Below are 16225 nucleotides of genomic sequence, written 5' to 3'. Positions count from 1 at the left end.
ATGAAAGCCGTATGGATGCTGGGATTGTTGGTGCTGGGTGGGTGTAGCAGCACTCCCAATACGCCCAAGCCTGATGATCCCGAGTTTTCCCCCGTCTACGGGGAGTCGGAGCCGGTGTCGGTGCGGCCGACAGGGGCGATTTTCCAGCCGGATCAGGTCAATGGCATCTATTCGGATATCAAGGCGCACAAGGTAGGCGACATCATTACCATCGAGTTGTCGGAGTCGACCTCAGCCTCGAAAAAGGCCAATACCCAGAGTGGCAAGGACAATAAATTCAATCTGGATCCAGTCAAGCTGGGTGGTGTGCCGGTCACCGCCAGTCCCTATGATCTCTCTGCCTCCATTGGACAAAACAGCGCGTTCAAGGGCCAGGCCAAAGCGGACCAGAGCAACAGCTTGCAGGGTAATATTTCGGTCAGCGTGGCCAAGGTGCTGCCCAACGGCAATCTGCTGGTGCGTGGTGAGAAGTGGATCATGCTCAACAATGGCAATGAATATATCCGGATCACCGGCCTTATTCGCCCGGAGGATGTGACATCTGATAACAGCGTTTCGTCCCAGAAAGTGGCCAATGCCCGCATTTACTACGGCGGTACCGGCGATCTGGCCAATAGCCAGGAGCAAGGGTGGCTTACCAGCTTTTTCAATGGTCCCTGGTGGCCGCTCTAGGAGATGTTATGAAGTCACTCCGTCTTGTCACTCTGTTTTGCTGTCTGCTGCCCTTGGGTGTGGCCAATGCGGCCCGGATCAAGGACATCAGCTCGGTTGAAGGGGTGCGTAACAACCAGCTGATTGGTTACGGTCTGGTGGTGGGGTTGCCCGGCACTGGCGAGAAGAACAACGCCTTCACCGAGCAGACCTTCCGTACCATGCTCAACAACTTTGGCATCAAGGTGCCGGATAACATCAAGCCCAAGATCAAGGATGTGGCGCCGGTGGCGATACATGCCGACCTGCCCCCCTTCTCCAAGCCGGGCCAGACCATCGATGTGACGGTCTCTGCCATTGGCGAGGCCAAGAGCCTGCGGGGCGGCACTCTGCTGCAGAGCTTTCTGAAAGGGCTCGATGGCCGGGTTTATGCGGTCGCCCAGGGCAGTCTGGTGGTCGGTGGTCTGGGGGCCGAGGGGGCTGATGGTTCCAAGGTAGTGATCAATACCCCGACTGTCGGGCGGATTGCCAACGGTGCGACCGTGGAGCGGGAGGTGCCCAACTCCTTCAGTCAGGGGGACACCATCACCTTCAACCTTAACCGCCCCGACTTTACTACGGCGCGCCGTCTGGCCGATGTGGTCAACGATCTGGTGGGGCCCAATACCGCTCAGGCGCTCGATGCCACCTCTGTCAAGGTCTATGCCCCGCGAGATCCGGGTCAGCGCGTCTCCTATCTCGCCACCATCGAGAATCTGGAGGTGGATCCGGCCAACGAGGCGGCCAAGATCATCGTTAACTCCCGCACCGGCACCATAGTGATCGGCAGTCAGGTCAAGCTCAAACCGGCGGCCATCAGCCATGGCGGGTTGACGGTGACCATCGCCGAAAACCAGCAGGTCTCCCAGCCCAACCCGCTGGCAGGAGGAGAGACAACGGTGACCAACAACTCGACCATCAATGTCCAGCAGGAGCCGGGGCGGATGTTCAAATTTGATACCGGTGCGACCCTGGACGATCTGGTCCGGGCGGTCAATCAGGTTGGGGTCGCCCCGGGTGATTTGATGGCCATCCTTGAGGCGCTGCAGCAGGCAGGCGCCATCGAAGGGCAACTGGTCATATTGTAACAAGCGGCAAGTGGTTGCCACGGGTGGCAATGAGGTAAGCAAAATGGCGGAGTTTGACAGCAACAGCGGCATGAATCTCGGGATGGTACAGGACATCAAGAACCTGGACCGTCTGCGCCAGATGAGCCAAAGCAAAGAGGGACAGGCCGAAGCGCTCAAGAGTGCGTCACGCCAGTTCGAGTCAATCTTTACCCAGATGCTGTTTCAGAGCATGCGTCAGGCCAACGGGGTGTTGACTCAGGACAACCCGATGAATAGCAGCTATACCCAGTTCTATGAAGGGATGCTGGATGAGCAGCGGGTTGCCGACATGTCCAGCAAGGGTGGGCTGGGATTGGCTGACATGGTGGCCAAGCAGCTCTCTCCCGAGACCTTTACCCATCAGGATGGACGGGTGCTCAAGATGCCGCAGCGCACCGAACGGACCTACAAACCCTATCAGCCACCGACGGCCGCTGCCGATGATTTGATCGCGGCATCAAAAGTTGGCAAAGATTTTGCTGAAAAAGAGATGACCGAGGGGGTCAAGGAGAGCCACGCACTCACTATGCCCCGTCGAGCGCACCGCAGCATTCCGCCCATGGGGCGCATGGCCAGCGAAGAGGGCAGTGCCACCGGTAGTGGAGGCAAAGAGTTCGATACGCCGGAAGAGTTTGTCAATCGTCTGATGCCGCTGGCCAAGAAAGCGGCCGACAAGCTGGGGTTAAGCCCGGCGGTACTGGTCGCCCAGGCGGCACTGGAGAGCGGTTGGGGCAAGCGGGTGATCAAGGATGGTGAGGGGCAGGTGACCCATAACCTGTTTGGTATCAAGGCCGATCCGCGCTGGGAAGGGCCAAAGGCGGTGGTCAGCACGCTCGAGTATGAGCAAGGTGTTGCCTCCCGTCAGAAAGCGGCATTTCGCTCCTATGAGTCGTTTGAAGAGAGCTTCAACGACTATGTGGACTTCCTCACTTCCGGCTCTCGCTACAAGGGAGCCCTGGCGAAGGTGGATAGTCCTGATCGCTACTTTGAGGCGCTGCAACAGGCGGGTTATGCCACCGACCCGCACTACGCCAGAAAATTGAAACAGGTATTGCGCAGTGATGCCATTGCCCAATACAACGAGATGGAGCTGTAACGTATGGCAAGCGACCTGCTTGGGATTGGTTCATCGGGCGTGCTGGCACAGCAACGCCTGCTGCAGACCACCAGTAACAACATAGTGAACGTCAATAGCCAGGGCTATGTGCGTGAGCGTACGCTGGTGTATACCAATACCATCGGTCTGGGGACCGGTGACATCAAGACCCAGCGGGTAATCAACGACTATATGCAGGGGGAGGTGCGCCGTGATACCTCCGCCTATCATGCCTCCCTGACCCATTATGAACAGCTGGCTGGCGTTGACAGCTTGCTTGGGGATACCAGCAACAGCGTGGGGGCGGCCATCACCTCCTACTTCAAGTCATTTCACTCTGCCAATGAATCGCCTGCCGAGATCGGTGGGCGCAAGGTGGTGATGACTGAGTTGAGTGGCATGGTCAACCGTTTTCATACCCTCTCGGCGCAGCTCGACAAGCAGAACGATACCCTCAATACCCGCATTGAAGATGAAACCAAGCAGGTCAACAGCCTGCTCACCAGCATCAATGATCTTAATCAGGCCATCATCCGCACCCAGGGGTCACCCGAAGAGAACCTGATGCTGTTTGATCAGCGGGATGAGGCGATCCGCCAGCTGTCGGAGAAGATGGATATTCGCACCGTAGCCCAACCCAACGGCAGCATGCTGGTCAATATGAGCACCGGCCATTCGCTGATCCTCGATGGGGGCGTCGCCCAGTTCAAGGTGATTGCAGGAGATCCTGACTCCCGGGATCAGGAGCTGCAACTGACTCTGGGGGATAATCAGGCAACCATCGACCACGATACGTTTGGTGGCGCCATGGGGGGGCTGTTCAAGGCGCGTACCGACCTTGAGCCTACCAAGCGCGAACTGGGGCAGCTGGCCGTGGCGATGGCCGATGCGATGAACCAGCAGAACCGCCTCGGGATGGATCTGGATAACGAGATTGGCGGTGACATCTTCACCCTGCCTACCAGCAAGGGCTTACCCTACGGTAATAACACCGGGACGGTCGGGGCGAATGTTAGCTTCGTGCCGGGCAAGGGGACATCAGTGACCCCGTTTGATTACGAAGTGCGCTTTAGCAGCGCCACCGGTTATGAGGTGTTCTCGCTGGACAAGTCTGGTAATCGAACCTCTGTGGCGATTGGCACGACCCCTCCTGCAACGTTTGAACTCACGGGTCACGGCATTTCAATCGATCTCACCGGTGCGCCAGCTGCGGGTGACAGACTGTTGCTGCAACCGACCAAAAGTGCGGCCGCCGGTTTGGGTCAGCTGATCACCCGACCGGAAGATCTGGCCTTGGCCTCTCCGCTTAAAGCGGAAAAGACCACCAATAATGGTGGCGGGGCTGATATCAAACTGGGTGGTGTATTCAATACAGGTGCAGGGTCAGGTTTTGGTACCAATAGTCTGAGCCCGACAGCGCCTCAGGTCGTCAAGATTGACGCCAACGGTAACTATCAGGTGTTTCAAGCCGATGGCACTACCCTGATTGGCACTGCCCCTGCGAGCAGCAAAGGGCAAAACCTGATGTCTGCGATCGTCAACCCTTTCCCCGCCGGAGCCGCAGTCTATGCCAACCCGAAACAGGCCCCCGGCTACGAGTTCAGCATCACCGGAACGGTGAATGCTAACGACAGCTTCAAGCTCAGTTACAACAGCAATGGCTTTGCCGATAACAGCAATGGCCTGGTTCTGGCCGAGCTGCAAAACAAGGATCTGGTGCGCAAGAGCACCAATGGTGGGACGACCAACGACAAGATGACCTTCAATCAGGCCTATTCCGGGTTGGTGATGGAAGTGGGTAACAATACCAGTCAGGCAAAAACGCTGCTCAAGGCCAATGAGTCCAAGCTTATCCAGAGCACCGGCATCTTTGAAAGCGTGTCTGGGGTCAATCTGGAGGAGGAGGCGGCCAATCTGATCCGCTTCCAGCAATCCTATGCGGCATCGGCGCAAATCGTCAGCACGGCCAAAACTATTTTCGATACACTGCTCTCTTCCGTGAGGTAACGTCATGCGCATCACCACCAACATGATCTACGACCGGAATATCTATTCCCTCAACAGTGCCAACGAGCGGTTGAATACTGCCTATCAACAGCTGCAAACCGGCAATAAATTTCAGACTGCCGGCGAAGATCCTGCGGGGATGAGCCAGAAGATGGCACTGACCAAGGAGATTGACCTGTTCAAGCAGTACAGTGTCAATGGCAGCTTGCTGGAAAACAGCCTGGGGCATGAGGAGACGGTATTAACGTCGATTAACAATGCAATGCTTAGTGCCCAGACCCTGATCCAGAAGTCAAATAATGGCGCTATCAGCATGGATGATCGCAAGGCCATAGCCAGCGAGCTGGAAGGGTTGCAGCAGCAAATGTTTGATCTGATGAATAGCAAAAACTCTTCGGGTGAATTTATATTTGGCGGCAATCAGAGCAAGACCCAGCCATATATCAAAGATGCCAACGGAAAGTATATCTATCAGGGGGACCCAGGTCAGCGAAATATTCAGGTCTCACCCACAGTACAAATTGCTGCCAATGATTCCGGGCAGGATCTGTTTGAAATCGTGGCGACCAGAAGAACTGCCAGTGCAACCACCGCAAATATCAAGGTCGGAGTCGGCGATCAGGGCAACTTTGATAATTTCTATAAGTCCAATTATAACTCGGCACTGCCCAGCAACACCTATACCGTATCAACCACCATAGGCCCGCCTGATACCTATGATATCAAGGATGCCGGTGGTACTACCCTGCAAACGGGTAACTACACTGCTGGCACCAAGATCCCCTTCAATGGTCTGGAGTTGACCCTTGATTTGCCTGCAGGTGGTGCGGCTCAGCAGTTTGACCTTAATCCACCGAAGAATGACAACATATTGAATGGTATGTCGGATTTTATTACCGCCTTGCGTGATCCCGCTATTACCGCTGACAACTTTGCGCTGGAAGTAGCCGATGCTACCGTCCATATGAAAAATGCTCACCTGAATATCGATCATGGATTGGGGGAGTTGGGTGGCAGGATGAACAGTCTCGAGGCTGTCATGGATTCTAACGAGGGGTTGAGTACCCTCAACGCCGAGGCGAGAGCCAAGGTATCGGAAGCGGACCTCTATGAAGTGATTTCCGCGTTGTCAAAAGAGGATGCGGCATTGAGTGCCTCGCAACTCTCGTTCAGCAAAATAAGCCGTCTGACACTGTTTGACTATATTCGCTAATAAATAAGGGGCCCTTTGGGGCCTTTTCTTTTATCCAGGTTCTGTAAATTGGTTCCGTGTCATCTCCTGCCAATTGTAACAAGCTGTTGCCGTTGCCAACTTAATGGTGGTTGCGGGGTTGACCTCCCAGCGGGATTGGATAATCATGCCGCCCGCACAACAGAGGGTTGTGCGAATTATTTGCAGCATCTCGTTAGGCGAGGCTCCTGTATAAACACAGGCCACTGATCTCACGACGTCCAGAGACGCCCAAGATCAGGACAGTTTTCATCGGATTAAGGTGTAAACCCAAGTGGCTTCCGGCATGCCGGATACGTTATACAGTGCTAAAGCTGGTACGTGGGGATGATGACACGCCGAACGGCGTCATTTCCTGCCTATTACTCGTCAATCAAATTGCTGTTTTCTTGTCGTTGCCTCCGGCTATTTCCGGAGGCATTCAGGCTCGCCTGAAATCACATGAGGATATCTGTGATGAAGAAAACACATACCATTCTTAACCGTCACCAACTGCTCGATCTGGCCGCCCTGCAGGGTTGGCTGGAACATAATCTGGATCCGGTTCAGCGCGCCGATCAACTGCTGACCCTGCGTCCGGAAGAGCTCAACTGCATCTTTGATACCCTGCCAATTCCGCAAGGTGCCGAACTGCTCGGCTCACTCTCGGCCGAGAGTGCCGGGCGCCTGTTGCAGCGGCTCCATGGCAGCATCGTCAGCGTGTTGCAGGAGGCCATTCCCCGCCGTGATATGGTCGCCATCCTGCGCAAACTGAGTCGTCAGGATCGCACCATGTTGCTGGCTCGCTTCCCGACCCAGGCGCAGGCCATGTATTACTCCCTGCTGGATTGGCCCACCGAGTCGGTGGGGGCCAACATGCGCCACGAATATCTGGCGGTGCGGGAGGAGGACACGGTCGGTCACGCCAAACAGCTGATCCACGATGCCTGGGACAATGCCCAGCTGTTTCGCCATATCTATGTGGTCAACGGGGATGGTCGTCTGCAAGGGAGCCTCTCCCTCAAGACCTTGCTGATCGCTGACCCGCTGGCCAGTGTCGCGACCCTGATGGATCGGGAGACGGTGCGGATCAATGCCCGTGCGGATCAGGAGCTGGCAGCGCGTCTGCTGATCGACCGCGACCTGTCGGTATTGCCGGTCGAGGATCAGGGGCGACTGGTCGGTATTTTCCACGTCGATGATGCGGCGGATATTCTGGAGCTCGAATCCACCGAGGATGCCGAGATGCAAGGGGGCTCATCACCGCTCGACACCCCTTACTTGCAGGCGACGCCCTGGCAGCTGTGGCGCAAACGGGTGGGCTGGCTGCTTATCCTGTTTGTGGCGGAAGCCTACACCGGCACCGTGCTGCGGGCATTTGAGGAGCAGCTGGAAGCGGCCATCGCGCTGGCTTTCTTTATCCCCTTGCTGATCGGTACTGGTGGTAACAGCGGCACCCAGATCACCACCACCATAGTACGAGCCATGGCGGTCGGGGAGGTGAGTCTGCGCAATCTCGGCACAGTGCTGAAAAAGGAGCTCTCCACCGGTCTGCTCATCTCGGGTGCCATTGCCATGGCGGCCTGGGTACGGGCATGGAGTCTCGGCGTCGGTCCCCAGATTGGCATGGTGGTGACCTTTACCATCATCGCCATCGTGCTCTGGAGTGCCACGGTCGCGTCCATTATTCCCATGGTGCTGCGTCGTTTCCGCATCGATCCGGCGGTGGTCTCTGCGCCATTCATCGCGACACTGGTGGATGGCACCGGCCTTATCATCTACTTCGAGATGGCCAAGTGGTTGTTGCCCGAGTTGCAGTAACCGGGAGATTGAGATGAAAAAGGCAGCCAGTGGGCTGCCTTTTGTATTTATCTTTCCGGTTTAGCCGAGCTGGAACAACAGTGGCCAGCCCTGCTCCTGGCAATAACGATGCTCTTTCTCCAGATTCTGCATCAGGAGACGGTTCTCTTCGCACCAGTCGATCGGCAGGGTCACGACCAACTGATCGCCTTGCACTGCGACTTTCCACTCAGGCAGCAGGTTGTCCTGGCGCTTGTGGTGAGCGGCGACTGCGAGGCGCAGGATGCGGATGCAGCGCAGCACCGTCTGCATGTCGTGGTTGGGCAGGGGCGGCAGCTCGGAGAGTTTTAGCCCCTTGCGCTGAAAGCGTACTAGCGCGGCCAGCAGGGCCTGATCGTCCTGGTTGAAGCCGGGCAGGTCGGTGTGTTGCAGGATATAGGCGGAGTGGCGATGAATGCCGCTGTAGTTGATGGCAAGGCCAATTTCGTGCAGCCGCGCCGCCCAGCCTAGGATGGCGCGATAGGGCTCTACCTCCATCTGCCAGGGCTCTTGCAAGGCATCGAACAACGTCAGCACGCTCTGCTCCACCCGGGCGGCTTGTTTGCGGTCCATCCGGTAGTGGGTACCGAGCGCCTGTGCGGTACGCTCGCGAATATCGTGGTGCTGCAAGCGCTCCTCGAACTCATACAGCAATCCTTCGCGCAGAGCACCATCGGAGTAGTCGAGCCGCTCGATGGGCAATGAGGTAAACAGGCCAAGCAGGATGGCGACCGCAGCGGCAAACACCTCCTGACGCTCCTCGGTAAGCCCGACCAGCTTGAGGTTATCCACTCGCTTGCGCTCAATCATCAGCGCCTTGAGCCGCTCCAACCCCTCCAGCGTAATGCTGCCGTCAGTCAGCCCTTCGCCTTGCAGTACATCCCGTACCGTACGAATGGAGCCTGAGCTGCCAAGGCAGCTCTGCCAGCCCAGCTTGCGGTACTGGTTGACGATGGGGGCGAGCTGGTGCTGCGCCTCCAGCACGGCATTGGTGAAGTGCTTGTCGCTCAGCTTGCCGCTGGCAAAGAAGCTTTGGGTAAAGCTGACGCAGCCCATCTTGCGACTGGTGAGGGCCTTGTGTTCAAACCCTTCACCGATGATGAGTTCGGTGCTGCCGCCGCCGATATCGATCACCAGTACCTGGCCCTCGATATGCTGGGTATGGGCAACCCCCTGATAGATGAGCCGTGCTTCTTCCTGCCCGCTGATGATCTCGATGGGGTGGTTGAGCACCTTGGCTGCTTCACTCACAAATTCGCGCGCGTTGCTGGCACGGCGCAATGTGTAGGTACCGGCGATGCGGATCTGATCCGGCTTGATATTGGTGAGGCGCTCGGCAAACAGCGACAGGCAGGCGAGACCGCGTTCCATCGCCTCCGGGCTCATGCGTTTTTGCTCATCCATCCCTTCCGCCAGCCGCACTCGCTCCTTGATGCGATCGACGATGCGAAAACGCCCTTCGCTCAGATGGGCGATCACCATATGAAAACTGTTGGAGCCGAGATCCACGGCGGCATAGAGACTATTGTCCATTGTTTGACTCGATACGTTTGAGATAGTCGTAAATCGCCACCTGAGAGCGGATCTTGCGGCGGTTGCCCCGCTTCACATATTCGTTCTGCTGGTCGGCATCGATGACCCGCGCCTTGCAGGTATCACTCAGTTGTAGCTCGAGAATGTCCATGATGCGCTGCTTGAGCCGCTCGTCATAAATGGGGGTGCCCACCTCGATCCGGCCGTCGATATTGCGGCTCATCCAGTCGGCGCTGGAGATATAGAGCTGGGGGTTGCCCTTGTTGTGGAACACCATCACCCGCGGGTGCTCGAGGAAGCGGTCGATGATGCTGATCACCTTGATGTTGTCACTGAGGCCCGGTACGCCCGGACGCAGGGCGCACATGCCACGGATGATCATCTGGATCGGCACCCCGGCCTGCCCAGCGGCATAGAGCCGGTTGATGAGATCCTTGTCCACCAGATTGTTGATCTTGAGGATGATACCGCTCGGCTGGCCCGCCTTGGCGTTGGAGAGCTCGTTGTCGATGAGGCGATAGAGCTGACGGCGGCTGTTGATGGGGGAGACCAGCAGGTGGTTGAATTTGTAACGCTTATAGGGGTACTCGATGTATTCAAATACCCCTTCCACTTCGGCGGTGATATCCGGATTGCGGGTGAGCAGCGAGAAGTCGGTGTAGATCTTGGCGGTCTTCTCGTTGAAGTTGCCGGTACCGATATGGGCATAGCGCACCGCCTCGCCATTTTCGTGGCGGGTGATGAGGCAGAGCTTGGAGTGGATCTTGAGGCTCGGCACCCCGAACACAACCTTGACCCCGGCATCGGTGAGAATATTGGCCCAGTCGATGTTGGCCGCTTCGTCGAAACGGGCGCGCAGCTCGACCACCACGGTCACCTTCTTGCCGTTGTTGGCGGCATCGATGAGGGAGTGGATGATCCGCGACTTCTTGGCCACCCGGTAGATATTGATGCGAATGGCGCTGACCGCCGGGTCGAACGCCGCCTGGCGCACCAGCTCGGTGAAGTGGTGGAACTTGTGATACGGGTAGTAGAGCAGGATATCCTGCTTGGTAATCGCATCGAAGGCGTTGACGAAGCCGTCAAAATCGCGGCAATCGAGGGCCGGCAGCTTGGGGTTTTCCAGATAGTCACGGCCCACGTTGGGGAAGCCGATGAAATCCTTGAAGTTGTGATAGCGTCCGCCCGGCATGATGGCGTCGTAGGAGCTGATCTGCAGCTTGAGCTTGAGGAAGCTTATCATGGCAGCGGGCATCTCCCGCTCGTAGACGAAGCGCACCGGCATGGCGGTGAGGCGCTGCTTCAAGCCGTCACTCATCTTGTCCACCAGGCTCAAGTCCAGCTGGTCGGAGAGATCATATTCGGCATCCCGGGTCAGCTTCACCGCATAGGCGGCAATCTCGTCGTAGTCGAAGAAGCCTTTGAAGATCTCGTCGAGGCAGAAGCGGATGACGTTATCCAGAATGATGATCTGCTTCTTGCGGCGGGTCCCTTCCGGCGGCAGCTGGAAGAAGCGGGGCAGGTCGTCGGTCGGCACTTCCACTAGGGCGTACTGGATCACCTGACCGTTCTTCTTCATCTCGATGGCCAGATAGGTGTACTCATCCTTGAGGAATTTGACCGGATTGACCTCTTTGTTGAGCAGGATCGGGATGATGTGACGCAGCACCTTCTCCTTGAAGAAGACCCGCAGCCACTTCTGAATGGCATCGGAGAGCTGGTTCTCGTTGACCAGAAAGATGTTGTGGCGGGCCAGCGCAATCAACAGTTCTTTATAGGTGTTGTCGAACGCTTCACCGAGCGCCATCACTTTTTGCTGGATGGCGCGCAGCAGCACTTTCGCTTCATCGTCGCCACCATGTACTTCATTGATGAGGATGCGACGCTTGACGTCCGATACCCGTACCTTGAAGAACTCATCCTGGTTGGAGGAGAAGATCCCCAGAAAACGAACCCGCTCGATGAGGGGCACCGTCTTGTCCATTGCCTCTTGCAACACCCGTTCATTGAATGAGAGCCAGCTCAGCTCTTTCTCTTCATACTGCTTGTCGGTGCTCATCTTGTGCCTCTGTTTCAGGTCGCGTCTGCGCGGCAGTTATGGTGTTAATATATGACAAATAAATGACAGTATTGTTACTGCTCGCTGAACGCTTCGTCGATGTCGACCACCAGATCGTCGGAGAGGGATTCCAGCGCGGTGATAAGCGTATCCATCGCGAGCCCGTCGGGCAGAGCAACCAGCGCATGGGCATAGAAGAGCGGGGCGCCGGAGTGGGGAGCCGGTTCACAGCCAGTGGTGAGATCGGCCACGTTGATCTCGAGCTAGCGCAGGATGCTGGCTACTTCATGGACGATACCGGGGCGGTCGTTGCCGGTCACCGTCATCATGACTTGATGGGCTGGCTCGGTGGTCGGTGTCCCTTCGGCAAAGCTGATGGTCAGACCCGGTAGCAGGGCCAGTGCTTCGCACAGGCTGCGATAGTGCTCATCGGGGACAGAGACATGGAGGATACCGGCAAACTGTCCCGCCAGTTCGCTCATGGCGCTGCCCAGCCAGTTGCCCTGCTCGCGGCTGATGACTGCAGCCAGACTCTCGACGATCCCGGGTTTGTCTGCACCGATCACGGTGACCACCAATTGCTTTTGCATCCTGCTCTCCTTGAAATGGGATTTCTTGCTCTATCCCTATTGTGCCTGCTGGGGCTGGTCATATGAACCCCCGCCTGCTGACAAATAGATAAAAAGACGGGACTTTTCACTTTCTATACACGGGTCTGCTGCCTTGCTCCGTGGCGGCTGTGGTAAAGTAATTCCCCTTTCGTGTCGTGAACTGGATCGTGCTCTCATGAATACCCTTGTCCTATCGGGATTGTTGTTGCTGGCGCTGCTTGTGCTGGCGATCTTCTGGAGCAGAGGCAGACAGCAAAAGCGCCTGCCCTATGATGTGCAGGAGACCCTGTTCAGTCCCGCCGAGCGATCCTTCCTCGGGGTGCTGGATCTGGCGGTGGGTGACAAGGCCCGGGTCTTTGCCAAGGTGCGGGTGGCCGATGTGCTGACGCCGCAGGCCGGGATCGGCAAAAGCAAATGGCAGCAGCATTTCAACAAGATCAGCGCCAAGCATTTCGACTATCTGCTTTGCCACCCTGCGGATCTCTCCTTTATCTGCGCCATCGAACTCGATGACAGCTCCCATCGTCACCAGAAGCGCAAGGCGCGGGATCTCTTTCTGAAAACTGCCTGTGACAGCGCCGGTCTGCCGTTGCTGCAGATCCCGGCAAGTGCCAGCTATCTGGTGGAAGAACTGCGCGAACAGATCCTGCCGCTGCTGGTCAAAACCAGCGAACCGGTGATCGACGATCTGCCGCACGGGGCGCGCCGCGAGCCGACGTTCAACCCTCTGTTGCTGGACGGCGTGGATGTTGGTGCCGGGATGCGTGGCCGCACTCCCCATGCCGAGGCGATCTCGCCCGCGCCATTTCACGAGCCCGTCATCCAGTCCAAGGGGGGGGGTGAGGCGCCACAGAGTGAGGGTGAGCTGGTCGATAGCCTGTTCGCCGATGTAGAGGATGACGAGGAGCATGAAGTGCACCACTGCCCTCGTTGTGATGCGCCGCTGGTGGAGCGGGAGGCGAAAAAAGGCCCCCACGCCGGTCGACTCTTTCTGGCTTGCAGCCGTTTTCCCGAGTGTCGTTACGCGGCGCCGCACCACCATAATCGCCACTGAGAGCGCTTCACTGTGTCCCATGCTGCCCTCTGACGAGGGCAGTTTTCTTTCCGCTTTTGGCTGCGTTTGTTAACGGCGCCAATGCAGAAAATTCCTCGGCAAAATTTATCTAATCTCCCGTTTCTGTCGATACACTTAGCCTGAATACGACAATTTTTGACAATGTGTCGGAATTTTGGCACTTTGTGTGCCAGCAAAAAGACAGTCGGTAGCTGTTTTATCATCAAATAAAACAATAAGTTAGTTCAGGACATCGCGAGGAATGGATATGGTGGAGATGGGCGTGTTGATTGTTGATGCCGATGCGCAGCGGCGCCAACAGTTGGGAACCGTGCTCTCGTTTATGGGGATCCCGTGGCAGGAGGTGGCAGAAAGCGATCTGGATGTAGCCATCGAATCCTCCGGTCCGCTGCAAGGGGTGCTGGTGGGTGAGCTGACCGACCGTCCCTTGTCAGAGCTGCTGACCGCTTTCCCCCGTACTCCCTTCCTCTCGCTGGTTGAGGCCGATCTGCCCAACAGCAACTTTATCGGGGTCGCGCTCTCGCCCTTTACCTATGAATCCCTCACCCGTCATCTGCACTTCTGTCAGGCCTTTGTATCCTTGCATCCCCGTCAGCAGACCCATGACAAGGGGCAGGCCCTGCTGCGTTTGCTGGTGGGCAAAGGGAAGGGGATCCAGGAGGTACGCCGCCTCATCAGCCAGGTGGCCGAGACCGATGCCAACGTGCTGATCCTCGGCGAGTCCGGCACCGGTAAAGAGGTGGTGGCTCGCGCTATCCACGAACTCTCTTCCCGCAGCAGTGGCCCCTTCGTGCCCATCAACTGCGGCGCTATTCCGGCCGAATTGCTGGAGAGCGAACTGTTTGGCCATGAGAAGGGGGCGTTTACCGGCGCCATCGCAGCCCGTCGCGGTCGCTTCGAGCTGGCGCAGGGGGGCACCCTGTTCCTCGACGAGATCGGCGACATGCCGATGCCGATGCAGGTCAAACTGCTGCGGGTATTGCAGGAGCGGTTGTTCGACCGGGTCGGTGGCGGCAAGCCCATTCAGGCCGATGTGCGCATCATAGCGGCGACCCACCGGGATCTGGAGGCGATGATCCGCACTCAGGGTTTTCGTGAAGATCTCTACTACCGCCTCAACGTTTTCCCCATAGAGACGCCGCCGCTGCGGGATCGCATCGATGACATCCCGCTGCTGCTGCAGGAGCTGCTCAACCGCCATGCCGAGCAGCACCACGGTTTTATTCGGCTGACTCAGCGGGCGCTGGAGTCGTTGATGCAGTACCCCTGGCCCGGCAACGTGCGCGAGCTCTCTAACCTGCTGGAGCGACTGCTGATCCTCTACCCGCACCAGATCGTCGATGTGGCCGATCTGCCGAGCCGTTATCGCCTGCTGCCGAGCGAGCCGCGGGATGAGCGGCTGACCGAGATGGATGAACGGGATGCGCTGGCGGCGGTGTTTCAGGATCCGCCCGAGCTGGATCACGCCCTCGCCTCCTCAGAGATCCCCTCATTTTTAGAGACTCAAATAATTCCAAGTGTGCGGGTATATAAGCGGTGTTGCTTCAGGTAGTAGATAAATTTATCCATCAACAAGACCGCATTGGCTTCTTTCATTTTAGGTAGCAACTGGTAATAGATGACCCCTTGCCGAAAGAACGAATAGGTTCGGCTCTTGCTGGTATTGACCTTGATCGTTCTCTCTAGACCGACACTGTCTCCAGCCTTACCCAGCAGCGTCAGCAAGACGATGGCCAGGGCACTGAATAAAAACAGTCGGTCGCGCCGGACCGGATTACTGATGTGCACATCTCCCATACCCATGCCGAATTTGTAATCTTTGATATCACGAAAACTGGTCTCGATACCCCAGCGCTGGCCGTATAGTTGCAACGCCTTGGCGGCGCTCAGGTCGGTCCGGTTACTGGCCAGAAACCACGCGTCTTTCATGCCACTCTTATGACAACAATAGACCCGTTCGACAGGCTGTCGCTGCCCAGTTAGCTCCACCGCTTTGAGGGTTCGGGTGCGCCCGGTCGGCGTTAGCCAGTCCCGAGCTGGAACCTGCTCTACACCAGGGTAACCAACCAAAACATTTCCTTTAAATCTAATGAGATAAGCAAAGCCTAGCTCTTGCTCCAGGCGTTCGAACAGCTCCATGTAACCAAAGCCGCGGTCAGCTACTACCGTCACGAAGATACCCTCTGGCAACGTCTGCTTGAGCTTGGTGAGCAGCTCTTTCTCATGGGCATTGCGTTGCCCTTTGAGCAACGATTTCCGATGGGTTTTCCACAGCAGCGGAGTACTGCGACCGTGGTTGGTTTGCAGGCTGATAACCAAGGTACTGTGATCATCGGCATCGAATTCGGTCCAGTCCATGGAGACTACGATCTCGGTACGTTCACCGACCACATAGGGCACCCAATCGTCAAAGAGGCTCCAGACATTGAGCTTGGTGTTAGTGAGCAGGCGATCCACCTGTTTAACCGCATGTTTACGTTCGAGACCGTTGGCCAAGGAGAGGCCACTACCGATGGCGTGGATGGCCAGTGAACCTGACTCGATAACCCCGAGGGTAGCATTGGCGAGGGAAAGAACACGCTTAGCATGCATGTCCTGTCCAAATATATCGTCGATGTGGTTGAGGATTAGTTCGTGGTTAAACATGGGGATAGTCTGTTGGGTATTAGCTGGTCAAGGATGGCGATCATACCTCAGAAGCCGCGCCACGCCTCGCTCATATGAGGGGATGGTTAAGCCTCGCCTCGGCTCGCACCATGCAGCTGCCGGAGGAGGGGGTCAACCTCAAAGAGATGCTGGCCGACCTCGAAGTGGAGCTGATCCGTCAGGCGCTGGAGTCTCAGGACGGGGTGGTGGCCCGCGCCGCCGATCTGCTCGGCATGCGCCGTACCACCTTGGTGGAGAAGATGAAAAAGTACGGGATGAGCAAGGACGTCTGAGGGTCAAAGCCTTGACGCTCATGCGCAATTCATTGTTTTAATTCATATAATTTAGTG

Annotated in this window: 10 protein-coding genes, 3 pseudogenes and 1 riboswitch; of the genes and pseudogenes, 9 read left to right on the top strand and 4 right to left on the bottom strand. The window is 57.0% G+C overall.

All coding sequences use genetic code 11. The features are described 5' to 3' along the window. The 6 genes from flgH (at window position 1) to mgtE (ending at window position 7933) form a co-directional block, all read left to right on the top strand. Complete coding sequence (gene flgH / locus ACTG1K_RS16365) at window positions 1-672, top strand: flagellar basal body L-ring protein FlgH (RefSeq protein WP_127006858.1); 672 nt, start codon at window positions 1-3, stop codon at window positions 670-672. A gap of 8 nt (window positions 673-680) precedes the next feature. Further along, window positions 681-1778 carry a flagellar basal body P-ring protein FlgI gene (locus ACTG1K_RS16360; protein WP_227273396.1) on the top strand — a complete coding sequence of 366 codons (1098 nt, stop codon included), beginning with the start codon at window positions 681-683 and terminating at the stop codon, window positions 1776-1778. 43 nt (window positions 1779-1821) lie between these two features. Beyond that, window positions 1822-2895, top strand: a complete 1074-nt coding sequence (gene flgJ, locus ACTG1K_RS16355; RefSeq protein ID WP_064338291.1) for a flagellar assembly peptidoglycan hydrolase FlgJ — start codon at window positions 1822-1824, stop codon at window positions 2893-2895. A 3-nt stretch (window positions 2896-2898) separates the two neighbouring features. After that, window positions 2899-4902, top strand: coding sequence for a flagellar hook-associated protein FlgK (gene flgK / locus ACTG1K_RS16350; RefSeq protein ID WP_307895146.1), 2004 nt, complete (start codon window positions 2899-2901; stop codon window positions 4900-4902). A 4-nt stretch (window positions 4903-4906) separates the two neighbouring features. After that, window positions 4907-6115, top strand: a complete 1209-nt coding sequence (flgL, locus tag ACTG1K_RS16345; protein ID WP_440006038.1) for a flagellar hook-associated protein FlgL — start codon at window positions 4907-4909, stop codon at window positions 6113-6115. Window positions 6116-6297: 182 nt separating this feature from the next. After that, window positions 6298-6467, top strand: a riboswitch (M-box (ykoK) riboswitch). A gap of 122 nt (window positions 6468-6589) precedes the next feature. Then, a complete protein-coding gene (gene mgtE / locus ACTG1K_RS16340) occupies window positions 6590-7933 on the top strand; it encodes a magnesium transporter (RefSeq protein ID WP_203116249.1) in 1344 nt (447 codons plus the stop codon). Between the two features lie 60 nt (window positions 7934-7993). Here mgtE and ppx read toward each other — a convergent pair whose 3' ends face one another. The 3 genes and pseudogenes from ppx to ACTG1K_RS16325 all read right to left on the bottom strand — a co-directional run bounded on the left by ppx (window position 7994) and on the right by ACTG1K_RS16325 (window position 12133). Further along, window positions 7994-9484, bottom strand: a complete 1491-nt coding sequence (gene ppx / locus ACTG1K_RS16335; protein ID WP_204483821.1) for an exopolyphosphatase — start codon at window positions 9482-9484, stop codon at window positions 7994-7996. After that, window positions 9474-11543: a polyphosphate kinase 1 gene (ppk1, locus tag ACTG1K_RS16330; RefSeq protein ID WP_005350671.1), complete on the bottom strand. Its 2070-nt coding sequence runs from the start codon at window positions 11541-11543 to the stop codon at window positions 9474-9476. Before ppk1 ends, ppx begins: the two co-directional genes overlap by 11 nt. A 74-nt stretch (window positions 11544-11617) precedes the next feature. After that, window positions 11618-12133 (bottom strand): annotated as a pseudogene (locus ACTG1K_RS16325) (glycine cleavage system protein R). A 196-nt stretch (window positions 12134-12329) separates the two neighbouring features. Here ACTG1K_RS16325 and ACTG1K_RS16320 point away from each other — a divergent pair. Further along, window positions 12330-13208 carry a DUF2726 domain-containing protein gene (locus ACTG1K_RS16320; protein WP_374885246.1) on the top strand — a complete coding sequence of 293 codons (879 nt, stop codon included), beginning with the start codon at window positions 12330-12332 and terminating at the stop codon, window positions 13206-13208. Between the two features lie 268 nt (window positions 13209-13476). Further along, window positions 13477-14691: pseudogene (locus ACTG1K_RS16315) on the top strand (sigma-54 dependent transcriptional regulator); the annotation flags it as partial. Between the two features lie 41 nt (window positions 14692-14732). Here ACTG1K_RS16315 and ACTG1K_RS16310 read toward each other — a convergent pair. Continuing rightward, complete coding sequence (locus ACTG1K_RS16310) at window positions 14733-15875, bottom strand: IS4-like element ISAs18 family transposase (RefSeq protein ID WP_041204923.1); 1143 nt, start codon at window positions 15873-15875, stop codon at window positions 14733-14735. Between the two features lie 101 nt (window positions 15876-15976). On the opposite strand from ACTG1K_RS16310, the pseudogene ACTG1K_RS16305 reads away from it, so the two are divergent. Continuing rightward, window positions 15977-16168: pseudogene (locus tag ACTG1K_RS16305) on the top strand (helix-turn-helix domain-containing protein); the annotation flags it as partial. Window positions 16169-16225: the final 57 nt, after the last annotated feature.

The sequence above is a fragment of the Aeromonas sp. 102P genome (genome assembly GCF_051920345.1).
GTDB lineage: Bacteria > Pseudomonadota > Gammaproteobacteria > Enterobacterales > Aeromonadaceae > Aeromonas > Aeromonas veronii.
The sequence above is the reverse complement of the archived record's forward strand: the minus strand, read 5'-3'. Positions and strand labels throughout refer to the sequence as shown.